The following is a 25292-nucleotide window of genomic DNA, read 5'->3' as shown; positions in this document are numbered from 1 at the left end:
TGCTTCTTATTTCTTCTTAATGAAAGGATAAAAATTTCAAGGTATATAGTGTATAAAAAACGTTACTATTATCAATAGTACCTATAATAACTACGTTTTTCTACCAATTATTTGTTAAACTTCCATAATTTCTTTTTCTTTATTTTTAGCTAGTTTATCAATGTCAGCGATATTGTTGTCTGTTTCTTTTTGAACATCGTCTTGTAAGTTACGTAGTTCGTCTTCCGTTAGATCACCATTTTTTTCAGACTTTTTCAATTGATCGTTACCATCGCGGCGAATGTTTCGAACTTGAACACGAGCTTCTTCAGCATATTTACCTACTACTTTAACTAGTTCTTTACGACGCTCTTCTGTTAATGCAGGGATATTAATACGAATAACTTGACCGTCATTCGATGGTGATAACCCTAAATCAGCTTTTTGAATTGCTTTTTCAACATCACCTACAGCTGATTTATCAAAAGGCGAGATAACCAGTAGTCTTGCCTCGGGTGCAGAGATTGTAGCTAACTGATTTAGTGGTGTAGATGCACCATAATAGTCAACATAAATACTATCTAACAATGAAGGATTTGCCCGACCAGCTCGAATGGTAGCCAAACTCTTAGAAAAAGCTTGAACAGCCTGTTTCATCTTATCACGTGTTTGATTCATAATAGCTTCTGACAATTTTATTTCCCCCTTATCGTTGTTCCGATTGTTTCACCTTGAACAACCCTTTTAATATTTCCTTCTTCCGTAATTGAAAATACAATTAACGGGATATCATTATCCATACATAGTGAGGATGCAGTTGAATCCATTACCCCTAAACCTTCATTTAACATATCCATGTAGGATAAATTTTCATACTTTTGCGCTTCTTTGTTAACTTTTGGATCGTCTGTGTATACACCGTCAACATTATTTTTAGCCATTAAAATAACTTCTGCTTCAATTTCTGCAGCACGTAATGCAGCGGTTGTATCTGTTGAAAAATATGGATTACCTGTACCAGCGGCGAAAATGACAACACGCTTTTTCTCTAAATGACGAATTGCTTTTCTCCTTATGTAAGGTTCAGCAACTTGACGCATTTCAATTGAAGTTTGTACACGTGTCGGAATACCGATATTCTCTAAACTATCCTGCAGTGCTAGAGAATTCATTATCGTAGCTAACATTCCCATATAGTCAGCATTAGCACGATCCATACCCATTTCACTACCAACTTTTCCGCGCCATATATTTCCTCCACCTACAACAACGGCTACTTCTACACCTAATTCTGCTACATCTTTAACTTGTGCCGCGATAGATTGGATAACTGTGGGTTCTATTCCATAGCCTTGTTTTCCACTTAGAGCTTCACCACTTAATTTTAACACAATTCTACGGTAACGAGCTGCTGTCATAATAACCTCCATAGAAATTTAGATTGTTTTTCTTGCTAGTAAATACAAATAACGATACTCAAGTTGTAGAGAAATAGGGAACAACACGCGTGTCCCCTAATTCAGCTTGTACTATTTTTTAATTTGGCTCATAACTTCTTCTGCAAAGTTTTCTTCGCGTTTTTCCATTCCTTCGCCAACTTCATAACGAACGAACGCTTTGACAGTAGCTCCTTTATCAGCTACGTATTTTTTCACTTTTTGGTCTGGATCTTTGACAAAGTTTTGCTCTAATAAACAAATTTCTTCAAAGAATTTACCAAGACGGCCTTCAACCATTTTTTCAACAATTTTTTCAGGTTTTCCTTCATTTAACGCTTGTGTGGTTAATACTTCACGTTCACGTTTTACTTCATCTTCTGCTACTTCATCGCGTGAAACATAACGAGGGTTAACTGCAGCTGCATGCATTGCAATGTCTTTCGCAACTTCTTCATCAGTTGTACCTTCAAGCAATGATAACACACCAATTCGGCCACCCATGTGAAGATATGCACCAAAAGAGTCATTATCTGTTTTTGATAATACTTCAAAACGACGAAGTGAAATTTTTTCACCAATTTTTGCGATTACAGAATTGATGTATGTTTCCACTGTGTCTCCGTCACTGTGAAGCTTTTGTTGTAACATTTCTTCAACGTTTGAAGGTTGTAGATCAACAATATGTTTTCCTAATTCAGTTAGTAATTGTTTAAATGTATCATTTTTCGTAACAAAATCAGTTTCACAGTTTACTTCTAAAAGTGCAGCAGTATTACCTGAAACCTCAATGTAGGTTGAACCTTCTGCAGCAATACGATCAGCTTTTTTCGCAGCTTTAGCCATTCCTTTTTCACGTAGGAAATCAACTGCTTTTTCAAGATCACCATCAGTTTCTTGAAGTGCTTTTTTACAATCCATCATACCTGCACCTGTTTTCTCACGAAGTTCTTTAACCATTTTTGCAGTAATTGCCATTGTACATCCTCCTTATTATTAGCTATTATGTTTGTTTGCTTCTTAAAAAAAGGTGATAAAAGGCTTATCCCCTTATCACCTGACCTTTTCTTTAAAACTTATGCTTGTGTTTCCGCTTTTTCTTCGGCAACTTCTTCTGTTGCAACTTCTTCAGTTTCTTCACCTTGTTTTACTTCTAAAATAGCATCTGCCATTTTTGAAGTAAGAAGTTTAACAGCACGAATTGCATCATCGTTAGCTGGGATAACGTAATCGATTTCGTCTGGATCACAGTTTGTATCAACGATTCCGATAATTGGAATGTTTAACTTATGTGCTTCTGCAATAGCGATACGCTCTTTACGAGGATCAATTACAAACAAAGCATCTGGTAGTTTTTTCATTTCTTTGATTCCGCCTAAAAATTTCACTAGACGATCTTTTTCTTTCAATAATCCAACAACCTCTTTTTTAGGAAGTACTTCAAATGTACCATCTTCCTCCATACGTTCAATGTCTTTAAGACGGTTGATACGTTTACGGATTGTTTGGAAGTTTGTTAATGTACCACCTAACCAACGTTGGTTAACATAGTACATACCAGAACGTGTTGCTTCATCACGCACTGAATCCTGTGCTTGTTTTTTAGTACCTACGAAAAGAATTGTGCCTCCATCGGCTGCAATATCTCTCACATATTTGTATGCTTCATCAACCTTTTTAACTGTTTTTTGAAGGTCAATGATGTAAATGCCGTTACGCTCTGTGAAAATATATTTTTTCATCTTAGGGTTCCAACGGCGTGTCTGGTGTCCGAAATGTACACCAGCTTCTAGTAATTGCTTCATAGAAATTACTGACATAATAAATTCCTCCTGTTTGGTTTTTTTCCTCCGTTTGAATCATTTTCGCATAAAGACCATAATCATTTATGGCACCCTTTGTACAAATCAACAAACGTGTGTGATTAAACTTGCTCATATGATGAACATAGTATTTACACCAAAAATAAATATATCATAAGGATTCTCTGCAATCAAGCCTTATTATCGTTTTTATTATGTAATTTTATTATAAGCTCTGTTTCCGTTTTACCACAGTTAAGTTCTTTAGCAATTGTTTCAGTTGATAAGCCTTGTGCGTGAAGTTGCAGTATCCTCGCTTGTAGCGATGTTTCAGAGGTGTCATCTGCTTCGATATCAAGTACTTTATAATCTTTTTCAGAATCATCTGTTTTGGGATTCTTTTGGTGATCAACAGATTTTTCTTGTGCCACCTCATCCACTGTTTGCCGTTTTTTTTGTAAACTGTTGTTATGTAACTTTTCTTCAAGTATTCTATTCTCTTCTTTTATTTCTTGCAAATAGGCTTCCAGAAGTTCGATTACATCTTCTGAATGGGTACGTTGTTTCAATTGCTTTATTTGTTTAAGTAGCTGTGCGATTGCAGCAAGTGCAATAATATGTAATAAAAAGCTAATCAAAAATATAAATGCTGTCATACGATCCCTTCTATCCACTAAAATCAATTTTTTTACCTAAATAAGGGTGTTCTAACTTTTCTTCGTCTGATTCATTTTCCTGTTGCTGGTCTTTTGAGGATTGACTTGAATTATCACGTTCGCGCTTAATTATCACGTCATTAATCTTTTCAAACTCATTTACACGCTTCCGTTTTTGTTCAGCCTGCTTCAATTGACTATCCGCAATCGACTCTTGTATATGTTGACCTTGCTTCAACATTTGTTCTTGGAGTTTTCCTGCATCTTTCGTTCGCGGAAGTGCCACTTGCATCTCGATTGACTTCCAGCTCATCAAGATCACTTCCTTCAAAATTATTGAAATTTAAAGCGCCTGGACTGTAATTTCATTTTGATCTAGATTCATTTGAACATGTTTATATGCAGTATCTATTTTTCGTTTGTACTTTCCAAAAGTAACCATAACATTAGGATAAAGATGCCCATTAGCAACAAGCTTTGCTTCCTTTTCACTACCTAAATATGAATTAAGCTGTGTTAACATTCCATCTATATCTGCTAATTGATCGGCAGTTTTTTTGTAGGAATTGCGTTGTCTTAGTAATGTTATTCGTGTTTTTGGATTGTTCTGATCTAATTCTGATTCTACTTTTTTGCCGATTACAGTTAATTTCTTTAAAGTATCTTCTAATTCCTCTTTTTTAGCTACTAATTGTTTTTCTTTTTCTTTGATTATTTTATTCATCCCAAAAACTATTTCCGTCTGTGTACTCATACGATTACCAATATCCTTTGCCTCAACGGAAATTCCTACTGAAAGAGTACCACCAATTATATTTCCTTTTTGGCAGTATACATTGTTCTTTGCTGTACATTCACTATGTAGAATTGAACTTTCTACAAATAAGTCATTTCCAGCATAGGCAAAACCTTGGTTGATATTACCAATATGGATATTTTCTCCAGCCTTAATATAACCTTTTTGCAGACCCGCTAAGCCTTCTGAAATAAAGATCGAGCCTCCTGCAATAATAGTTGCCGCTTCTACCATGCCAAATACTTTAATGTCTCCCTTAGCCTTTACCGTATAGCCTGTCGGAACATCTCCATGAATAATGATGGAACCGACGAAGTCCAAGTTTCCATTCTTCATGGAAAGACTTTCGTTCACTTTGAAAACCTTATGAATCTCTATGTATCGCTCATTTGTGCTTACTTGACCTTCAGAAGCAGCATAAAAGGAATGCTCTTTTTCATGATATACAACGTTTTTCCCTGCTTTTATTTGTACTGGTTTACCAGGAAGTGCTTGTATGGCATTTCCATTGACATCGGTTCCATTCTTTCCAGCTGTCGGCATGGTAACAGTTGCAATCTTTTGTCCAGTATGAACTGATGGAATACGCATAATATCACGAAAATTCCAATTAGGTGATTTCGATATTTCAGAGCTAAAGTTTAATTCATACGTGATATAACCATCGTTCCCATTTTCAACATGTAATCCTTGAGCAACGATTATTGGAAAATCATTTTTGTCTTTAGCAGAAATAACCTGTTGCAATGACCCATAATCTATTCCAAACACAATATTGTTTTCTTTTAAATAATAGATAATAGCTTGTTCGTCAATAAACATACCCATTTCTTCGTACTGATCTGAACAATGTAAACTAGCTATCATACAATCGTGCGATGTTTGTATATAAAAGTAATCCTGTATGCGATCCACTTCACCTAAACACCTCCACCAAAATTTCCAACTTTAAACTGCATTATCTTTAATTTTTTGCAATGTATTACGTAGCTTGAAAATGGCTTTTCTATGAATTTGTGAAATCCTAGACGTCGTTAATCCTAATACTTGTCCTATTTCAGTAAGTGTTAATTCTTTATGGTAAAACAAACTAATTACCAACTGTTCATTTTCCTTTAACGTTTTTATCCCTTCCGCTAGTTCCTTACTTATTTCTAATTTCACCAAATGTTCATCAGGTAATATAGAAGTCTCATCAGGAATCGTATATCCGATACCTTCCTTATGCTCACTTGAATTATCTTTAGGTTTTTCTTCGATTGACAATACATTTGCAAAAAGTGTGTCTTTTATAAGCGTTTCAACTTCTTTAGCAGGTATATCTAATTTTTGAGCAATTTCTTCTGCACTGGGTGCTCGTTGATATAGTTGTTCAAGGTCCTGTGATACCTGCTCAATCTTTTTTGTTTTCTCCCTAATTGAGCGCGGCAGCCAATCTTCTTTTCGTAATCCATCGATAATAGCACCGCGAATACGAAATGAAGCATATGTATCAAACTTTAAATCACGACTAGGTTCAAATTTATTTAATGCATCGAATAACCCCATTAAACCAAAGCTTTTTAAATCGTCTTTATTAACATTACTAGGTAAATGGCTGGCAATTCTTTCTACATGGAAGCTTACCAGGTACATATAATTTTGAATAAGCTCATTAGCAGCTTCATTATCCCTGTTTTGAAGCCAATTATCCCATAATTTTTGTTCAAGAGGAGACTTTTTAGTTGTCATTTAATTCACTCCTCCTTTTCAAATAATTGCTTCCCCTTTATTAACTGTACGTATTTTAAGTTTACCCGTATTTGGGTCAAACTCAATCGTTCTGCCACAATTTCCACCAACATCCAATGAAACAATAGAGATTTGATGGTCTTCGAGTTTTTGTTGCACCGCTTCAACGTTTCGAGGTCCAATTCGCATCGTATCTAAAGAAGATAATTGAAACATCTGTGCACCTCCGGCAAGTTTAGCTTGTAATGCATGTGTTCTTGCTCCATTTTTTAGTAACAATTCTACTAAACTATCAATAGCAGTATCTGCATATTTGTAATTATTAATCGTTGGTTGTTTAGCTAAACTGGAATCTGGCAGCATGACATGGGCAAGTCCCGCTATTTTTTTAGGTAAATCATAAATAACTGTCCCCACACATGAACCTAGTCCCGAAGTGCGTATAGTATCAGGTGCTGTTACAATCTTTAAATCTGCAATTCCTACTTTGATGACTGTTTGTGTATCATTCATGATCGTTGATTCCTAAACTTGAGAATATTTTCGGAACTGATTCTGGATCAGGCAATAGTAAAAAATGACCGTGAATGCCACTACTACCCGTTTGTTCATTTATTTTTGTGTCAATGACAATAGCATAATCTGTTACATGTGAAAGTTCCAACAAACCAACAGTTATAATCGCACCAGCCATATCAACACTTAATGAAGGTACAGAAGGTTGCATCTTAATACCCGTGAAATCGGATAAAGCAGAAAGATAGGAGCCAGCGAGTATATTTCCAATCTCATGTAATGCAGAGATTGCTAGTTCACTTGGTGGTTTATTATCCAAAAGCTTAAATTCTGTTTCATCTGTTAGGTGCCTGACCAAGAATTCTGCTTCCTCTTTTGTTAAGATAAAATACACTGACCCAGGAGCTTCTCCCTGAATTCGAATATATAGAGCAACAATCAGCTTTTCTGGGCCGCCTAACATTTCCATCACTTCGTCAAAAAGCACAACATGAACAGATGGGACTTGCATATCTACCTTCTTATTAATCAATTGCGACATAGAGGTAGCTGCATTTCCAGCTCCAATATTACCGATTTCGCGTAACACTTCTAATTGTACAATCGAAAAACCTGTATTAATTTCCATGGATGCTATCCTTCAACTGTTTTTAACTCGTTGATTTCTTCTTTCGACAGCACTCTTTGTAAATCAAGTAAAATTAATAGACGATTATCAAGCTTAGCAACACCTTCAATATAATCGACATCTACTGTCCCTACTACTTCTGGTGCAGGTTCAATTGCACTTTCTGGTATATCGATAACATCATTTGCTGCATCGACGATTAAACCAACTTCCATGTCATCCATATATACAATGATAATGCGTGTTGACTCACTAAAGTCTGTATCCTCCATGCCAAAGCGTACACGTAAATCGATGATTGGAGTAACTACGCCCCGTAAATTAATAACACCTTTTACAAAGTTTGCTGTTTGCGGAACTCGGGTAATTGGCATAATCCGTTCAATGGATCCAACCTGTTGTACCGAAACGGCATATTCCTCATCCTTTAATTGAAAAACAATTACTTTTTTATCGATTACTGTCTCATTTGCCATTATTAAACTCCCCCTAAATCTAACTATTTGATTAAAGCATTACTGTCAACAATTAACGCAACTTGTCCATCACCAAGGATCGTTGCACCTGAAATCGCAAAAACATTTGATAAATAGTTACCTAGTGTTTTTAATACCACTTCTTGTTGTCCTATAAACGAATCCACTACAAGTCCAGCCATTTTATCTCCTTTTCTTACTATTACAATGGAAACAAAGTCCGAATCGTTGGTATCTTCTTGAGAAACATTGAAAATATCATTTAAAAATGCTAAAGGAACTACTTTACCCCTAAAATCAATTACCTTTTTATTATGTGCATGCATGATTTGATCTTTATGAATAATCGCCGTTTCAATAATTGACGACAATGGAATAGCGTATTTTTCCTCTTTCAATTCGACCAATAACACTGAAATAATAGATAATGTTAATGGAAGTTGAATAGAGAAAATGGATCCTTTATCAACCGTTGCGTCAATTGATATATTGCCACCTAATGATTCAATCGTATTTTTAACGACATCCAATCCAACTCCGCGGCCAGATATATCTGATATTGTATCTGCAGTTGAAAAGCCGCTCTCCATAATCAGCTCATATATCTGCTTATCAGTTAATGTTTCAGCATGATTTCTACTAATAACTTCATTGGAAATTGCCTTTTCTAACACTTTTTCTTTGTTAATACCTGCCCCATCATCGGCTATTTCAATGAAAACATGATTCCCGCTATGATAGGCTTGCAATCTAATGGTACCTTGTTCCGGCTTACCTTTTTTAAGTCTTTCCTGTGGGGTTTCAATACCATGATCCATCGCGTTTCTAATTAAATGTACGAGTGGATCACCAATTTCATCTATAACTGTCCGATCTAACTCCGTTTCAGCACCAATGATGTCAATGGCAACATTTTTATTCAAGTCACGAGCTAATTTACGTATCATACGAGGAAATCTGTTAAACACTTGATCAACGGGAACCATACGCATTGTCAAAATAATACTTTGTAAATCACCTGAGACTCTTGACATTCGTTCAACTGTTTCCTGAAGATCTTGATGATTCAACTCGCCAGATATCTGTTCTAATCTTCCACGATCAATAACCAATTCCTCGAACAGATTCATCAAAACGTCTAAACGTTCAATATTAACTCTGATTGTCTTATTTGCAGATGATTTAACAGTGCTTTTCTCTGAATTCGTTGAAGAAGATTTCGATTGATCATTAGCGGTCTCGTTATCCTGTTTTACAGCATTTTGTTTACTTCCTTTTTCATAAGTAGCGATAGAGAAATGATTGACTTCCACATTATCAATCTCAGAAACTTTCTTAATTTTATCCTGTATCTCTTGTTCACCTTGTTTTGAAACTAAAATAACCGTAAATGAGTTTTCAAAATTTTCTTCTTCTAAATCATTAACAGATGGTTCTGATTTAATTACTTCGCCAAGCTTTTCTAATACTTCGAAGACCATGAATACACGCGCACCTTTTAGTAAGCAATCATCACGAAGCGTCACAGTAATTTCATAATTAGAGAATCCTCTTTCAGCTGATTCATTTAAAATTGCTATCTCAAATTCGTCTAATGTCGTAATTGTTTTAAGTGAACTTTGGCTAACGGACGGTTTTTGTACCGTTTCACCTGCTTGTTCAATTTGATCTCCTTTTTCGATTCTTTCGAGATAAGAAACAATTTGACTAACATCCCTTTTTCCATCACCTCCGCTTGAAATATCCTCTACCATTGCATTTAAGTGGTCAACTGTTTCAAAAAGAATATCCATCATATCTGTTTGGACAGTAATTTTATCATACCGAATTCCATCGAACACATTTTCTAATTTATGGGTCAGATTTGCTAGGTCATTATACCCCATTGTTGCAGACATTCCTTTTAATGTATGTGCAGCACGAAAGATTTCGCCAATTATTGCTTTTTCTGTTGGATTTTTTTCCAATTCTAAAAGCTGTTTATACAAAACTTCTAAATGTTCGTTGCTTTCATCAATGAAAACATCCATATATTGTGTTGTATCCACTCTACATCCCCCTAATTTTTATCTAAATATGTTATGGTTTCACCAACATGATGTAAATGAATAATCTTATTTACGCAATTTGTCTTCACTGCTGCTTTTGGCATTCCATAAACAACTGATGATTCTTCTGACTCTGCAATAACGAATGCATTTGGATCTTTTTCCTTCAAGTGTTTAATCCCATCTGATCCGTCACTTCCCATTCCAGTTAAAATTACGGCAAGTTTATTAATTTTGTTCAGGTGTGACACTGAATTGAATAATACATCTACTGCTGGCCTATGTCCGTGAAGAGTAGAATCCTGTGTTAATTCGACTGCAAGAGCTGTTCCAGCCTCACGTATACGCATATGGTAATTCCCAGGAGCAATATACGCTGTATTCTGTTGAATAATCTCTCCATGCTCCGCTTCCTTAATATGTATCCCTGATAACGTGTTCAATCTGTCTGCTAGTGACTTTGTGAAACCTGCCGGCATGTGTTGCACAATTACAATTGGGGTCTGAAAATCATCTGGCAAATCAGTTAACACCCGTTGTAAAGCTCGTGGTCCACCAGTTGATGTACCTATTGCAACAATAGACCTAGAATGTTTCTGTGAATAAGAAACTGGCTCTCTAATTCCTGAATTAACATGGGTGATCTCCGGCTTCTTTTTTGATAGTTTTACTTGTGATGCTGTGACAACCTTAGATATGATTTCCTCTTTTATCGTCGCTATGTCTAACGATATTGCACCAGACGGTTTTGAAATAAAATCAACAGCACCAGTTGAAATGGCTTGAACGGTTTTCCTTGCGCCTTCCATAGTTACACTTGATAACATAACCACAGGGAGTGGATTAGTTTCCATTATTTTCTGTAATGCAGAAATTCCATCCATTTTAGGCATTTCAACGTCTAATGTAACAACATCAGGGGCAAGTTCATTAATTTTTTTAATCCCATCTTCCCCATTTCTTGCTGTACCAATGATTTCGATACGATTTTCACTTGACAAAATATCTGAAATCATTTTACGCATAAATGCTGAATCATCAATCACTAAAACACGTATCGGATTCATTTGGGGGTTACCTCTCAATCATTAGTTGTTTTATTTTTTGTACGAAAGATAAAGGCTCCGTTGTAGATAGGGCAACTGAATTAGATAGATAATTAGAAACGATTTGTTTCATAGATTTTGAAATAGCTGCTTTATCATTTAATAATAGATAAGGTATTTGTCTCGTGACAGCAGTCTGAACCGTTTTATCATCTGGAAGGACCCCCATTAGCCGAACATCTACATGCAAAAATTGTCTAATAACGCCAGCGAATCTATCTAGGGCTTTTAACCCATGTTTTTTCGAAGCTGAACGGTTCATTACCACATATATCGGCATTTTTTTCGTATTGTTTACAATATGCTTAATCATTCCATATCCATCTGTAATGGAAGTAGGCTCTGGGGTTGTAATAACGAAACACTCATCAGATGACCTAATAAACGCAAAACTGTCGTGTGTTGCACCAGCACCCATGTCGAAAATGATAAAGTCATACATTTGGACTAAACCATTATACTGCTTTAAAAAAAATTCCATTTTTGTTTGGTCCATGGAAAAAAAATCTGTTAAACCTGAACCTGCCGCAATATATGCGAGATCCTCTGGCCCTTTTTCAATGATATCATAAATATAAAGCTGCTCATTAAACATATCGACAATTGTTTTTTCAGCCTTTAGACCCATTAATATATCAATATTCCCCATTCCAACATCCAAATCAAATAAGAGAACCTTATTTTGTTGTTTTACCAATTCTAATGAAAAATTTAACGCAAAGTTCGATTTCCCAACTCCACCTTTACCACTAACAATAGAAATTGTTTTTGCATGTTTAGGGTTTTTGGAAATGGACAATTTATGCCGTAAATTTGTTGCTTGATCACGCATCACAATTTTCTCCTATGAGATAGCTTCCTATTAATTCTGGTGTGGGCTGAATTAAATCATCAGGTACGTCTTGTCCATTAGTAAGATACGCTATTCCTTTGTTGTTGTTTAACATGACATTGAGCATACTGCCGTATTGCGTTGTTTCGTCAACTTTTGTAAAGATAAGCTCTTTTATGGGTATATGCTGAAATTGGTTAAATATATCATTGATATCTTTAGGCTTCGCAGTTAGTGATAGAACAAGGTATGTTTCTATATCTGCCTCAAATTGAATGCTACGTTTTAGCTCATCAACATATTTTTTTTCACGAAAATTTCTTCCAGCTGTATCAACAAGGATTAAATCATAATCCGAAAACTTATTGACCGCGTCTTTATAATCCTCGATATTATATGCAACTTCAATAGGTACATCTAAAATTCTTGCGTACGTTTTTAACTGTTCAATTGCTGCAATACGATATGTATCTGCCGTAATAAATGCAACCTTTTTCTGATCGTTCAACATACTTTTCGCAGCTACCTTAGCTATGGTTGTCGTTTTACCTACACCTGTTGGCCCAACAAAATGAACTATTTTCTTTGCATATGTTACACCTTCAAAAGACAGTTTGTGTAATTTGTTCGTAATTTGACATTTTACATCTTGAAAAATTTGATTAGGAGTTGCTTCAATTGCCTTTTTCTCGTGTTGTTTTACTACGTCATCGATCAATTGTGATGCTAGGTCCACTTCCATCTCTTGGTCTAATAAATGTTGATATACTAGTTTATAATCAGGTTTATAATTATGTTTCGTCTGTAAAGACTGCTGTTCAATAATTTTCTTTAAATGTTTAATTTCATGTAATACATTATCGTTAGCATTATTTTTACTAACTTCTTGTTTTTCGATAATAGTTTTATTGGCATTAGTTGTTTTAGGTGCATGTGGCTGTGGATCAAGGGCAGCAACTACTTCAATTTTCCGCTTCTTAAAAAACCCCAAAAAGCCACCTTGGTTAATTTCTTTTGAATTTAAAATGACTGCATTTGCACCAAGCTCTTTTCGAATTTGATTCATTGCTTCTGGCATTGTTGGTGCTACGTATTTTTTTACCTTCATGCTACATTCACCACTCCAACACTTTGAACCTGTACATTCGGTTCTAATTCATTATACGATAATACAACTACCTGAGGTAAGAAGCGCTCTAGCAATTGCTTTAGGTACATGCGTATTGCTGGAGAGCACAGAACAATTGCCGTTTCTTCCTGTAATGACAATTTTTCTACTTCGTCATGAATTGTTTTAATAATAGATTGTTGCGATTCAGGATCCAAAGCTAAATAATTTCCATGCTCTGTTTGTTGTATACCCTCTGCAATCATCTTTTCAACACTACCTGAAACTGTAATTACTTTTAATGATAGATCATTATTTACGTATTGCTTCGTAATCTGTGCTGACAATGACTGTCTTACATATTCCCCTAACAGTTCTGTGTCATTAGTCATTTTTGAAAAATCAGCTAATGTTTCAAAAATGATCGGCAGGTTACGTATAGAGATATTTTCTTTTAAAAGCTTTGCAAGCACTTTTTGTATATCACCAATACTTAATGGCTCCGGTGTAACCTCTTCTACGAGAATAGGATAATTTTCTTTTAAATGATCGATCAATTGTTTCGTTTCCTGGCGTCCAAGTAGCGTATGAGCATGTTGTTTTATTACTTCTGTAATATGTGTAGATACTACCGACGGCGGGTCAACAACTGTATAACCAGTTAATTCGGCTTCATCTTTACTATCTTCTGAAATCCACTTCGCAGGTAAACCAAAAGCAGGTTCTTTTGTTTCAATCCCGTCCAACCCATCATTATCAATGTCAGGCGTCATTGCTAAGTAATGGTCTAATAGCAACTCACCAAAAGCAACTTCATTCCCTTTTATTTTTAAACGATATTCGTTAGGGTTAAGCTGGATATTATCACGAATTCTCACAACCGGTATTACGATTCCTAGCTCAATTGCTAGCTGCCTTCTTATCATAATGACTCGATCCAATAAATCCCCACCTTGACCTGTATCCACTAATGGAATTAATGCATACCCAAACTCGAATTCAATCGGATCCATATTTAATAGATCTACGACATTTTCTGGAGATTTCATACTCGAACTTTCGGTTTCCTCTTCTTCTTCGATATCAGGTATTTCTTGCACGCGTGATTGCTGAAGTAGCATGTAGCCACTAAGAGCTAATAATCCTGCAATCGTTGTTGTTAAAAAGAAATTGATTGGTGTAAGACCAAGCAGGAAAATCGTACCTGCTGCGATAAATAAAAGTTTTGGGTATTGTAATAATTGTGAAGTAACGTCACTACCTAAATTACCGGAAGATGCCGTTCTTGTCACAACAATACCTGTAGCTGTAGAAATTAATAATGCAGGAATTTGGCTCACTAAACCATCACCGACTGTTAAACGCATATAGGTGTTGATTGCTTCAGTGAAGGTAAAATCCATTTGCACCATACCAATGATTAATCCAAAAATTATATTGATTAATACGATGATAATACCCGCAACCGCATCACCTTTAACAAATTTACTTGCCCCGTCCATTGCTCCATGGAAATCGGCTTCCTGTTCTACCTTTTCACGTCGTTCCTTTGCTTGTTGCTCAGAGATTAGCCCTGCATTTAAATCAGCATCAATACTCATTTGCTTCCCTGGCATTGCATCAAGTGTAAAACGTGCAGCTACTTCTGATACACGTTCAGATCCTTTGGTAATAACTAAAAATTGGATAATAACTAATATAATAAATACAACAAAACCAACTAACGGATTATCACCAATTACAAACGATCCAAACGTTGCAACAACACCGCCAGCTTCGGCTTCTGACAATATAGATCTAGTAGTCGATACATTTAAAGCTAGTCTAAATAAGGTCAATAGCAATAAGAGAGAAGGAAATATCGAAAACTGTAATGCTTCCTGTGTATTCATCGAAACTAAAATAACAATAAGTGCGAGTGAGATATTAAATAAAATAAGTACACTTAATAGCCATCCCGGTAGCGGAACAACTAACATAACAATAATTAATATAACTCCTAAAAGTACAGACAAATCGCGTGCCTTCATTGATGACTCCCCTTAATGCTAAACTTTATTTTCCAGTCGATAGACATAAGCTAATATTTCTGCAACTGCTTGGTAAAATTCCTCTGGTATGATGTCATTAATTTCTATCGCATCGTATAGCCCTCTTGCTAGTGGTCTATTTTCAACTGTTACAACATCGTTTGCCTTGGCAATTTCTTTTATACGATACGCAAGATGGTCTACTCCTTTTGCTACTACATATGGTGCACTCGCTTTCGTATCGTCGTATTTTATAGCAATCGCGAAATGCGTTGGGTTTGTAATAACAACATCTGCATTTGGAACCTCACTCATCATACGTCTCATTGCCATTTGACGTTGTTTTTCTTTAATTTTTGATTTTATTAATGGATCCCCTTCCATGTTCTTATGTTCATCCTTGAGATCCTGTTTAGACATTTTAATACTTTTTTCAAAGTCATATCTTTGATAGGTATAATCAATTACTGCAATAAACAACAAGGCAAATGTCGCTGAAATCCCCATTATTATTGTAATTTTACCGAAAAATCCTAGAGCGTTTTCAACCGATTTAAACGAAAGCATCATCATATCATCTTTATACAACCAGATAACAAAAAAAGTTATCGCGCTTATAAATACTATTTTTAATAACGATTTTAACAATTCAACAATTGCTCTCATCGAAAAAATCTTTTTTGCACCTTGAATTGGATCTATCTTTTTCAAATCTAGTTTCAAAGGTTCAGTAGTAAATAGGAAACCAATTTGTGTGAAATTAGAAGCCAGTCCAGCAACAATTGCAATCACCATTATAGGTGCAATAATTTTCGCTATTTCTATTGTTGATTCCAAAAAAACCTGATGAACACTATTTTCTGTTAGGTCCCATTGGATATACTCAGTGAAAGATGTTTGAAATAATGACGTCATCCCTTTTTTCATAAATCCGCCAAAAATATATAAAACCATAAATGTGAAAAATAACAAGAAAGCTGTATTAATATCCTGACTTTTGGCAACTTGACCCTTTTTCCGTGAATCCTGCCGTTTTTTTGGTGTTGCTTTCTCTGTCTTTTCGCCTGCAAAAAATTGTAAATCTAGTTGTAATTGCAAGTTAAGCACCCCCGAAGAGTTGCATGAGGCCTCTCATTGTATCAAACGTCGTTTCAAACAGACTTCGAACCAACACAACATATAAACTAAGAAACAACAATATAACAATAAAGCTTACAAGTATTTTTAATGGCAGCCCTACAACAAATACATTTAATTGTGGTACTGTTCTAGCAATAATACCAAGAGCAACATCGACTAAAAATAAACAACCAACGATTGGTATTGACATTTGAAATGCTATAAGAAACATTTGATTGAAAATATCAATAACAAAATCAACAATTGATCCATCTTGGAATGGAATAAATGCATCAATCGGAATTAAATTATAGCTATAAAAAATTCCATCTATTAATAAATGATGTCCATTAACCGATAATAAAAATAGTAGGGCAATAATATAAAAATATTGGCCTGTTAATGGGCTTTGGGCACCAGTTTGCGGATCTATTACATTAGCAATTGCAAAACCCATTTGAAAATCAATAAAACCTCCGGCAATTTGAATCGCGGCTAAAATGATATAAGCGATTAAACCAACTAATAATCCAACTAATGCTTCTTTTATCAGTAACATTAAATACATCTCGTCAAACGGAATAGTTGATACATCAACGGTATAATACATAATAAATGCCAGAAAAAAACTAAATCCTATTTTAAATGGAGTTGGTATTGTTCGATACGAGAACAATGGCAGTGTTACAAAGAAAGCTGCAACACGTACAAATATCAATAAAAAAACAGGTATACTCTCTAAATTAATTATGTCTAACATGCTTTACCCTACAAACTGGTTTAAATTTTGATAAATATTTACTGTAAACTCAACCATTTTTGTTAGCATCCAAGGTCCAAAAAATACTAGCCCAACCAATACGGCTACTATTTTGGGGATAAAGGCAAGCGTCTGTTCCTGAATTTGTGTTGTTGCTTGAAAGATACTTACTAAAAGTCCGACTGCAAGCGCTAATATAAGCAGTGGTCCTGTCACAAGTAAGATTGTATAAATACCTTTTTCGGCTAAAGTTAAAACAAATTCACTACTCAAACAAACAGCCCCCTTTCACTAAAATCCCTCTAACAAGGAATGAGTAATTAAATACCAGCCATCCACTAAAACGAACAATAATATTTTAAAAGGTAACGATATCATAACTGGCGGCAACATCATCATCCCCATTGACATAAGGACACTTGCTACAGCCATATCAATAATTAAAAACGGGACAAATATCATAAAGCCCATTTGGAATGCTGTTTTCAATTCACTAATGGCAAATGCCGGAACCAATGTTGTCATTGGTATATCCTGAACTGTTTCTGGCTTTTCAAGTTCAGCATAATTCATAAATAACGCCAAATCCTTTTGTCTCGTATGCTTTGCCATAAAATCTTTCATTGGTGCACTTGCTTTATCATAAGCCTCATCCAAAGTAATTTCTTCATCAAACAATGGCTGTAATGCATCGTCATAAACTTGGTTGAACGTAGGAGCCATAACAAAAAATGTTAAAAACAATGCTAAACCAATTAATACTTGGTTAGGTGGCATTTGCTGTGTTGCAAGTGATGTCCTAACAAATGATAAAACAATAATAATTCTTGTAAAGCTCGTCATTAAAATGAGAATACTAGGTGCTAACGATAAAACTGTTAGCAATAGTAGTAGTTTTACAGATGTTGCAATAGATGAAGGATCTGAACTAGAAAACATATTAACAAAATCATTCATGTTTATCTTCCTTATTCGTGTACTGATTAATTATTTTTTTTCTACCCTTTTTAAGTTTATCTAGTTCGGTTGAAAACATTTTTTTAAAATCATTCTTCTCATTTTTGGACGCTTCATCTGTAGCTGTTTTTTGTTTAAACAAAGATGTAAATAATGTACCTGCCTGAAATTCACTAGGTTCATTATTTATTAAATCGTTAATAACTTCTTGGTCTGTCACTTCTTGTAGCATTTCTACATTCTCACCCACGCCGACTAGATAGATTTTACTACCCACTCGTACAATCTGTATCGACTTATTGGGACCAACAGAAATACCGCCTAAATTCTCTAGTGCTGTTACTTTCTGAAACTTTTTATTCCGTTTGTTTAAAAATTTTAACAACGCATAAATAAGTCCAAGAACAATTAATAATGAAAAAAGCATTCTTATCATTGTAAATATTGAAAAACCATTGTCCTGATCTTTTTTAGAATTAGATGCAGAATCATCATCGTTAAACTCGTTTGGTGTTGATTTTTCCAAATCTGGACATTCTGCATTTCCTTCGATACACTCTTTTGCATTTAATGCTTCCGCATGAACTTGGTCATAAAACCCTGTTGTGAGAATGAACAGTAATACCCCGATGCCTAAACCAATTTTTTTAATCACATTACTCACTCGTTTCTTAATCAAGAGCCTTTTGGATTGCTTCAATTACACGGTCTGCTTGAAACGGCTTAACAATAAAATCTTTAGCGCCTGCTTGAATCGCATCAATAACCATTGCTTGTTGTCCCATTGCAGAACACATAATGATTTTTGCTTCGGAATTAAATTCCTTAATTTGTTTAAGAGCAGTAATGCCATCCATTTCAGGCATTGTAATGTCCATTGTTACAAGATCTGGTTTCAACTCTTGATATTTCTCTACTGCTTGTGCACCATCCTGTGCCTCACCTACAACATCAAAACCATTTTTGCTTAAAATATCTTTTATCATCATTCGCATAAATGCTGCATCGTCTACAATTAAAATACTGTGTGCCATTTTATTTCCCCCTCGGATTTTCTATTTAAGTTTCATTAACCTGGCAGATTGACTAATTATGTCTGTTACACGTACACCAAAGTTTTCATCTATTACAACAACTTCACCTTGAGCAATTAATTTCTCATTTACAAAAATATCAACCGGTTCCCCAGCTAGTTTATCTAGTTCAATAACTGATCCCGCAGATAAATCTAATATATCACGGATTGTCCGCTTAGTTCGTCCAAGCTCAACCGTAACTTTTAACGGAATATCTAAAAGCATATCGAGATTCCGTTGTTCATTTTTATTTAACTCCACCTGGTCAAAAGTCGAGAAATCTGCTTGCTCGATAGTTGCGTTTTTATGATTCACATCTCCAAGATATTGTGGGTTACTAGGTGCAACTTTCTCACGTTGTTCCGTATTTTGCTCGAGTGGTTCTGTTTCCGGTTTATCTAATTGTTCAATTGAAGCTGCTACTTCGTCCAAATCATTCTCATTAGAAGCATTTAATAATTGGTCAACTAACTGTTTGGCAAACGAAATAGGAATCAACTGCATGATATTAGAATCAATTAAATTACCAACCTTTAATTGAAATGAAACTTTTACAAAAACTAATTCATCTTGTATCACACTTGCATCGTCATCACTATTGGTATCTACCAGATTTATAGAAGGAGGCGATATATCAACTCGCTTTCCAAAAACGGTAGACATACTTGTTGCCGCAGACCCCATCATTTGGTTCATCGCTTCTTGTACAGCACTCAAATGAATTTCGTTTAACTCTTCAGTTGGTTTTGTACCATCGCCACCTAACATGATATCTGAAATAACTGCTGCATCTTCAGACTTAATCACGAGTACATTTTGTCCACTAAATCCTTCTACGTAATTGACCTGAATACTTACATGCTCAAATTCAAACTCATTTACAATATTTGATTTTTTTATGATGGATACTCTCGGTGTTGTTATATCCACTTTCTGATTTAACAAAGTTGATAATGTTGTTGCAGAACTTCCAAATGATATATTTCCTATTTCACCCAGCGTATCTACCTCAATACTTGATAAATAACCCTGAATGTCTTCCTCCATATCGGCTGAATTTAACGGATTTTCAATTTCTTCATCTTCATCGGCACCTACTTTTAATAGTGCATCTATTTCGTCTTGGGAAAGCATACCATCACTCATCATTATCGGTTCCCCCCTTAATTTCCTCAAGCACTTGTACGGACATCCTATTTTTATGCTTACCTGGTTGAACGTAAAATTTCGGTTCTTTATTAATTGTCATGGTTAATGCTTGATCAATTGGTTGATTCAGCGCGATAACATCATTTTGGTTTAAATTTAAAAATTGCTGAATATCTATTTTAGTCTCTCCTAATAATGTTACTGCCTCAACACTAGCTTGCTGTAAATTTTTCGATAATTTTTCATATGCTTCTGGATCTCTCGTTTTTGTAGACGTCTGCATCCAATAATGTACAGATAATTTTGGAATTATTGGCTCCAATACAATATGAGGAATACAGATGTTGATCATCCCGCTTGCTTCTCCAATAGTCGTGTTTAGCGAAACAACAACTACCGTTTCATTGGGAGAAACCATTTGCAGGAACTGTGGATTAACCTCAAAATCCTCTAAGATCGGATCGATTTCTACTAACGAAGACCATGCTTCTTGCAGATTAACTATTGCTTTTTCAAATAGCTGTGACATTAATATCGTTTCTATTTCTGTCAAGTTATCAACCTTGTTAACACTACTGCCTTTTCCTCCAAGAACCCTGTCCAACATACCATATGCGATGTTCGGATTAACCTCCATCAATATTCTTCCTTCTAAAGGTGCAACACTGTATATATTTAATACAGTCATTTTCGGCACAGATCGAATAAACTCTTCATAAGGAATTTGGTCAACAGACGCAACCGAGATATTGACATATGTCCGTAACTGGGCTGAGAAAAACGTTGTTAGTAATCTAGCATAATTTTCGTGTATTCTAGATAAGCTGCGAATTTGATCCTTTGAAAAACGCAAGGCTCTTTTAAAATCGTAAACACGAACTTTCTTTTCTTTTTCTTCTTTCTTTAATTCATCTGCATCCATTTCGCCTGATGATATTGCAGATAATAAAGCATCTATCTCATTTTGCGAAAGTACTTCATCTACCAAAAATCCTCACCTCCATATCGGAGTATTTGATACTGTTTTCTTATTGTAAAATCTTATTTATCGTATAAACGTCCGTAATTGTACCTTCTGTCATAACCTCGTTGAGCTTTAATTTTACGGTATCTTCTAAATCAGAAAGTCCTGTTTTGAAATCATCTTCATTCATTTTTGCTAACTCTTTAATTAAAATATTTTTTAATTGAAATTCTCTTTTTTGTATTTCTTCTTTAGCATCTTTACTATCTGTAATGATTTGGAACTGGATACGGACGAAGCTTCCATCCTGTAAGTCAGTTGTAAGTTCAGATGTTTGATAGGAATGTTCCACAATTTCATCGAGTGTTTGCGCATTACCTTCATTCTTATCTCCGTTTAAATTCAACACAACGATGAGTGCCACAACGCCTGCTAGTAGCAGTGTTATCAATGCAGTAACCATCGTCTTTACTAAGCTACTACTCATTTACTTCACCCGCTTCTTTTATCCAACCTTGTAACCCAATTTTTTGATAATAGGCTGTAATTAATTCTGTTACATGTATTTCGGTTTCCTTCACAACAAATGTCTTCCCATTCATCAATGTAATGATTGTATCTGGATGGGACTGTATTTTCTCAATCATCAATGCATTTAAAGTAAATGTTTCGTTATTTAGTCTAGTGAGTTGAATCATAGAATGGCGGGGATGTATTTAGTGTACGACATCCCCTCCCCCCTTACTTATCGTTTTAGATTTACAAGTTCTTGAAGGATCTCATCTGATGTTGTAATAATTCTAGTATTTGCCTGGAATCCACGCTGTGCTGTAATCATTTCAGTGAATTCTTCAGCAAGGTCAACGTTTGACATTTCAAGCGCACCACTGACGATGGATGCTGTTCCGTCAGTTTCAGGCTCTACTAAACCAGTGTATCCAGCATTTTCAGAATTTAAGAATAGGTTACTACCAGCCTTTTGAAGTCCTGCTGGGTTAGAGAAATTAGCAATAGCAATCTTTCCCGCAACCTGTATAGTTCCATTTTCATCAATGTAATTCACTGTACCATTTGATTGAATACTGAAGCTCTGTGCTGATTCTGGAATTGTTAAAGTGCTGTTAGTATCAGTAAAATCAACTAAAGATTCGACAGTTGTATCGAGTTCTTCACCATTATTATCCACTGCCTTAACTACATTATTTTCTGAATTAAACGTAAACGTCGTTTCGCTTCCATTAAATGTTACGGTAGTTGTTTTATTTCCTTCAGTATCAGTATTATTTTCTATATCTCCCTTAGGTATCTCTTGCCCATTAGCTGTAATCGTACCATCATTATTAAATTTAAATACGGATTTCTCATCTACATCATTTTTAATCGAAACTGTCTGTCCTGTTTCAACAGCTTCAAATCCCATTAAATATAAACCTTGAGGATTAACAATGTTTCCTGCCTCATCTAAGTAGAAATTACCAGCCCTTGTATAAGAAACATTAGCACCTTCAAGTGAATTTCCAGTTCCAAGCCCACTTGCCACAACAAACATTCCATCACCCTCTAAAGCAAAATCTAATGGATTATTTGTTGTTTGGCGAAATCCCTGTGTATGAATATTATCAATTGATCCTAATTGCGATCCTAAACCAACTTGTGAAGGATTTACCCCACCGCGTGTTGCTGTTGCGCCTTGCGCGCCTGATGTCATTTGACTCATCATATCTTGAAATGTAGCGCGACCCTTTTTAAATCCCGCTGTATTAACGTTGGCAATATTATTACCAATAACATCTAATTTTGTTTGAAAATTTTTCATACCCGAAATACCAGCATACATGGAACGTAACATAATTATTTCTCCCCTTTATTGGTTTGTTTATAAAGCTGTATCAATCAGTCAACAACTTCTTGGCCTCCCAATCTGGGTCCAGCCTATTCGTTAATTACTATCGTGCCATTAATATTCGTAAAAATTTTACTGGATGCTTCATCACGATTCATCGCGGTAACAACAGTATTGTTTTTCGCACTTACAAGTAACGCAGCTTTATTCGTTATTACTAATGAATCGGTCACACCTTTATGTCGTGCCTCTACCATTTTTTCAGAAATCGTTTGCCATTCTTTATCATCAATCGTTATATTTCGTTCATTCAATCGTTCTTTAGCGTGCTTACTAACCTTCAACGATTGAACATCCAATAAAACATCTTTAAAGCTTGTTTGAGGATATTGCTTATTTACCGGCTTCTTGACTTCCGGAAATTGCAAGGCATGTGACTGTATCTGATGGATACGATGGTCCATAAATTTATTCACTTCCTTCAGGTGCAGATCCTACAATACTTTCTGTTTCATTAGTCTCATCTATTTTTGCGTTCGGATCACTGATTTGTAAAATAGAATCAGCATAGATTTTTTTTCCATTCTCTAATTCTAAAATAGCCCATCCATCTTGTTGGCTTACTGCAATAACATTGCTAGTTTCCACATCCAATTTTTCACCTGTTTCCTCGTCATACCCCTGATAAGTAACTTCTTTGCCAATCATATGACTATATTTAATTACCGGAGATACTAACTGACTTTGCACAAGTGTGTCGATAGATTTTGTCATATTCATCATTTGTTCTAAGGATGAAAAAGTCGCCATTTGAGAAATAAATTCTTGATCTTTCATCGGATTTGATGGGTCTTGATTTTGCAATTGAGTCATCAATATTTTTAAGAATTGGTCTTTACCAAGTTCTGGACTTGGTGTTCTTGTTGTAGACTGATTATTTAAATACAACGATGGATCAATTTTAGTCACCTTTTTCACCTACACTTTCTCATTCATTAGTAACTCATGAAATTGCGTTTCAACATCATCATTTGACTGTTCATTTTGATTATCCTCATTTGAATGGTGTGATTGACCGCCATGATCACTTTCATTCCATGCATCTTCCTGTTGTTTACCTTGGAAGTTTTGCGCACCTTGTGAACTAATATCTTGTTTCTCAATCACTACCTGGTGTGGTGAAAACATATTCTTCAGTTGATGCATATTTGACTCAAGCATTTCTTTAGCGGCATGTGATGTAACCATTATTTTTACGGTCATTTCCCCGTTTACTTGGGTTAATTTCACCATCATTTCCCCTAGATTTTCTGGCCGTAATGCAATGGATAACTGTGATGTTCCATTGTTCGCTGATAAAAATTTACTTGTCTTTACCACCTTTTGGAACTGTTCCATTATTTGCTGATCAACAGGCTTAGAACTTTGTGATTGATTAGCATAAATAATATATTGCTCCAATTGTGACATTGGCATAGTTGACACTGATACTGCTTGTTGACCGGTCGGCTTATCTAATTGGATTTGATTGTGTAAGGCATTTTGTACCCATTTTGTTACATCTGTACTAGTTACCTTGGCATTTGTATTATACTGCCGATTTGATACAAGTTGATTCCTCTTTTGAAACGATTGTACTAACTCCCGCCATACCGCTTGTACCTTAGCTTGTTCTGTATTTTTGGGAAATTCTAATACATTCATTGCATTCTTACCACTGCTTTTTTCTAGTGTTGTCCATTGCTCCAATAATTTTAGTAAGGAAGCTGCTGCTTTAGGTACATTTTGTTGGTTTGATAGTTGAGATATTGCTTTCTCCACATTCTTAAATAATTCAGTAAATTGTTTCTGAATCGCTGTATTATCTACTGGTACGGATTTTAGAACAGAATCTAATAATGGTGCAGTGTTCATTTGAAATAAGCTACTCTCTTCTTCATCAGATAAATTGCTTAAGTGTTCCTCAAGCTTACGAATCACTTCATCCACTGCATTTGCACCATTAAATAATTTTTCTAATTCCGCTGACCCCTTCAGCATATCAACTAATTTTTCCGCAATTTCTGGTGAATTTTTGAGTAATGTCAACAATTCTTCCGCATTTGTTGGAATGTCCTTTATGTCCCTTGCCAATGAAGATTGCTGTTCACCTAACAATAATCCCTGAAAAATGGATGGATCATCATTAACTAGTTGCTTATTAGAGCTTTGCATATTATTTACAGGCTGCTTTACCAATTGACTCATCATTGCAATTGCGCTCATCTATTCTCACCTCCT

General features: G+C 35.3%; 30 protein-coding genes. All 30 read right to left on the bottom strand.

From position 1 onward, the window contains the following. Nucleotides 1-114: 114 nt before the first annotated feature. A complete protein-coding gene (frr, locus tag CS937_RS08940) occupies nucleotides 115-672 on the bottom strand; it encodes a ribosome recycling factor (RefSeq protein ID WP_099158128.1) in 558 nt (185 codons plus the stop codon). A 2-nt stretch (nucleotides 673-674) separates the two neighbouring features. Next, on the bottom strand, nucleotides 675-1397 hold the full coding sequence (gene pyrH / locus CS937_RS08935; RefSeq protein ID WP_099158127.1) for a UMP kinase: 723 nt from the start codon (nucleotides 1395-1397) through the stop codon (nucleotides 675-677). A gap of 111 nt (nucleotides 1398-1508) precedes the next feature. After that, nucleotides 1509-2393 carry a translation elongation factor Ts gene (gene tsf, locus CS937_RS08930; RefSeq protein ID WP_099158126.1) on the bottom strand — a complete coding sequence of 295 codons (885 nt, stop codon included), beginning with the start codon at nucleotides 2391-2393 and terminating at the stop codon, nucleotides 1509-1511. Nucleotides 2394-2491: 98 nt separating this feature from the next. Beyond that, the gene (rpsB, locus tag CS937_RS08925) at nucleotides 2492-3235 is read right to left on the bottom strand and encodes a 30S ribosomal protein S2 (RefSeq protein WP_099158125.1); all 744 of its coding nucleotides are present in this window, start codon (nucleotides 3233-3235) and stop codon (nucleotides 2492-2494) included. Nucleotides 3236-3408: 173 nt separating this feature from the next. Next, nucleotides 3409-3873, bottom strand: a complete 465-nt coding sequence (locus tag CS937_RS08920; protein WP_099158124.1) for a DUF6115 domain-containing protein — start codon at nucleotides 3871-3873, stop codon at nucleotides 3409-3411. A gap of 10 nt (nucleotides 3874-3883) precedes the next feature. Beyond that, the gene (locus CS937_RS08915) at nucleotides 3884-4186 is read right to left on the bottom strand and encodes a hypothetical protein (RefSeq protein ID WP_099158123.1); all 303 of its coding nucleotides are present in this window, start codon (nucleotides 4184-4186) and stop codon (nucleotides 3884-3886) included. 30 nt (nucleotides 4187-4216) lie between these two features. Next, the gene (locus CS937_RS08910; protein ID WP_099158122.1) at nucleotides 4217-5584 is read right to left on the bottom strand and encodes a flagellar assembly protein A; all 1368 of its coding nucleotides are present in this window, start codon (nucleotides 5582-5584) and stop codon (nucleotides 4217-4219) included. Nucleotides 5585-5617: 33 nt separating this feature from the next. Further along, nucleotides 5618-6400 (bottom strand): FliA/WhiG family RNA polymerase sigma factor, encoded by a 783-nt coding sequence (locus CS937_RS08905; RefSeq protein ID WP_099158121.1) that lies wholly within the window; start codon nucleotides 6398-6400, stop codon nucleotides 5618-5620. An 18-nt stretch (nucleotides 6401-6418) separates the two neighbouring features. Next, a complete protein-coding gene (locus CS937_RS08900; protein WP_099158120.1) occupies nucleotides 6419-6913 on the bottom strand; it encodes a chemotaxis protein CheD in 495 nt (164 codons plus the stop codon). Next, nucleotides 6906-7544, bottom strand: coding sequence for a chemotaxis protein CheC (locus CS937_RS08895; RefSeq protein ID WP_099158119.1), 639 nt, complete (start codon nucleotides 7542-7544; stop codon nucleotides 6906-6908). The genes CS937_RS08900 and CS937_RS08895 overlap by 8 nt, the downstream gene beginning before the upstream one ends. Before the next feature lie 5 nt (nucleotides 7545-7549). After that, entirely contained in the window at nucleotides 7550-8020 is a 471-nt protein-coding gene (locus CS937_RS08890) for a chemotaxis protein CheW (protein ID WP_099158118.1), read from the bottom strand. A 23-nt stretch (nucleotides 8021-8043) separates the two neighbouring features. Beyond that, nucleotides 8044-10068, bottom strand: coding sequence for a chemotaxis protein CheA (locus tag CS937_RS08885; RefSeq protein ID WP_099158117.1), 2025 nt, complete (start codon nucleotides 10066-10068; stop codon nucleotides 8044-8046). Between the two features lie 11 nt (nucleotides 10069-10079). After that, nucleotides 10080-11135 (bottom strand): protein-glutamate methylesterase/protein-glutamine glutaminase, encoded by a 1056-nt coding sequence (locus CS937_RS08880; RefSeq protein ID WP_099158116.1) that lies wholly within the window; start codon nucleotides 11133-11135, stop codon nucleotides 10080-10082. A 7-nt stretch (nucleotides 11136-11142) separates the two neighbouring features. Further along, nucleotides 11143-12006, bottom strand: coding sequence for a MinD/ParA family protein (locus CS937_RS08875; RefSeq protein ID WP_099158115.1), 864 nt, complete (start codon nucleotides 12004-12006; stop codon nucleotides 11143-11145). Continuing rightward, nucleotides 11999-13114 carry a flagellar biosynthesis GTPase FlhF gene (gene flhF, locus CS937_RS08870; RefSeq protein ID WP_099158114.1) on the bottom strand — a complete coding sequence of 372 codons (1116 nt, stop codon included), beginning with the start codon at nucleotides 13112-13114 and terminating at the stop codon, nucleotides 11999-12001. Before flhF ends, CS937_RS08875 begins: the two co-directional genes overlap by 8 nt. Then, the gene (gene flhA / locus CS937_RS08865; RefSeq protein ID WP_099158113.1) at nucleotides 13111-15144 is read right to left on the bottom strand and encodes a flagellar biosynthesis protein FlhA; all 2034 of its coding nucleotides are present in this window, start codon (nucleotides 15142-15144) and stop codon (nucleotides 13111-13113) included. The genes flhF and flhA overlap by 4 nt, the downstream gene beginning before the upstream one ends. A gap of 18 nt (nucleotides 15145-15162) precedes the next feature. Next, complete coding sequence (gene flhB / locus CS937_RS08860; protein WP_099158112.1) at nucleotides 15163-16242, bottom strand: flagellar biosynthesis protein FlhB; 1080 nt, start codon at nucleotides 16240-16242, stop codon at nucleotides 15163-15165. A 1-nt stretch (nucleotide 16243) separates the two neighbouring features. Continuing rightward, nucleotides 16244-17023: a flagellar biosynthetic protein FliR gene (fliR, locus tag CS937_RS08855; protein WP_099158111.1), complete on the bottom strand. Its 780-nt coding sequence runs from the start codon at nucleotides 17021-17023 to the stop codon at nucleotides 16244-16246. A gap of 3 nt (nucleotides 17024-17026) precedes the next feature. Beyond that, complete coding sequence (gene fliQ / locus CS937_RS08850; RefSeq protein WP_099158110.1) at nucleotides 17027-17296, bottom strand: flagellar biosynthesis protein FliQ; 270 nt, start codon at nucleotides 17294-17296, stop codon at nucleotides 17027-17029. An 18-nt stretch (nucleotides 17297-17314) separates the two neighbouring features. After that, the gene (gene fliP, locus CS937_RS08845) at nucleotides 17315-17980 is read right to left on the bottom strand and encodes a flagellar type III secretion system pore protein FliP (RefSeq protein WP_099158109.1); all 666 of its coding nucleotides are present in this window, start codon (nucleotides 17978-17980) and stop codon (nucleotides 17315-17317) included. Then, the gene (locus CS937_RS08840) at nucleotides 17973-18635 is read right to left on the bottom strand and encodes a flagellar biosynthetic protein FliO (protein WP_099158108.1); all 663 of its coding nucleotides are present in this window, start codon (nucleotides 18633-18635) and stop codon (nucleotides 17973-17975) included. The genes fliP and CS937_RS08840 overlap by 8 nt, the downstream gene beginning before the upstream one ends. A 16-nt stretch (nucleotides 18636-18651) precedes the next feature. Beyond that, on the bottom strand, nucleotides 18652-19014 hold the full coding sequence (locus CS937_RS08835) for a response regulator (RefSeq protein WP_099158107.1): 363 nt from the start codon (nucleotides 19012-19014) through the stop codon (nucleotides 18652-18654). A 21-nt stretch (nucleotides 19015-19035) separates the two neighbouring features. After that, nucleotides 19036-20205 carry a flagellar motor switch phosphatase FliY gene (gene fliY / locus CS937_RS08830; protein ID WP_099158106.1) on the bottom strand — a complete coding sequence of 390 codons (1170 nt, stop codon included), beginning with the start codon at nucleotides 20203-20205 and terminating at the stop codon, nucleotides 19036-19038. Beyond that, entirely contained in the window at nucleotides 20195-21193 is a 999-nt protein-coding gene (fliM, locus tag CS937_RS08825) for a flagellar motor switch protein FliM (protein ID WP_099158105.1), read from the bottom strand. The genes fliY and fliM overlap by 11 nt, the downstream gene beginning before the upstream one ends. A gap of 40 nt (nucleotides 21194-21233) precedes the next feature. Then, nucleotides 21234-21656, bottom strand: a complete 423-nt coding sequence (gene fliL / locus CS937_RS08820; RefSeq protein WP_099158104.1) for a flagellar basal body-associated protein FliL — start codon at nucleotides 21654-21656, stop codon at nucleotides 21234-21236. Then, complete coding sequence (locus tag CS937_RS08815; protein WP_099158103.1) at nucleotides 21649-21867, bottom strand: flagellar FlbD family protein; 219 nt, start codon at nucleotides 21865-21867, stop codon at nucleotides 21649-21651. The genes fliL and CS937_RS08815 overlap by 8 nt, the downstream gene beginning before the upstream one ends. Nucleotides 21868-21914: 47 nt before the next feature. Continuing rightward, nucleotides 21915-23018: a flagellar hook-basal body complex protein gene (locus CS937_RS08810; protein ID WP_099158102.1), complete on the bottom strand. Its 1104-nt coding sequence runs from the start codon at nucleotides 23016-23018 to the stop codon at nucleotides 21915-21917. Between the two features lie 83 nt (nucleotides 23019-23101). Continuing rightward, the gene (locus tag CS937_RS08805; protein WP_099158101.1) at nucleotides 23102-23476 is read right to left on the bottom strand and encodes a TIGR02530 family flagellar biosynthesis protein; all 375 of its coding nucleotides are present in this window, start codon (nucleotides 23474-23476) and stop codon (nucleotides 23102-23104) included. Nucleotides 23477-23480: 4 nt separating this feature from the next. Further along, entirely contained in the window at nucleotides 23481-23981 is a 501-nt protein-coding gene (gene flgD, locus CS937_RS08800; RefSeq protein ID WP_099158844.1) for a flagellar hook assembly protein FlgD, read from the bottom strand. A 9-nt stretch (nucleotides 23982-23990) separates the two neighbouring features. Beyond that, nucleotides 23991-25277 carry a flagellar hook-length control protein FliK gene (locus CS937_RS08795; RefSeq protein ID WP_099158100.1) on the bottom strand — a complete coding sequence of 429 codons (1287 nt, stop codon included), beginning with the start codon at nucleotides 25275-25277 and terminating at the stop codon, nucleotides 23991-23993. Between the last annotated feature and the right edge of the window lie 15 nt (nucleotides 25278-25292).

Source organism: Virgibacillus ndiopensis (assembly GCF_900187325.1).
Taxonomy (GTDB): Bacteria; Bacillota; Bacilli; order Bacillales; family Amphibacillaceae; genus Virgibacillus_E; species Virgibacillus_E ndiopensis.
The sequence above is the reverse complement of the archived record's forward strand: the minus strand, read 5'-3'. Positions and strand labels throughout refer to the sequence as shown.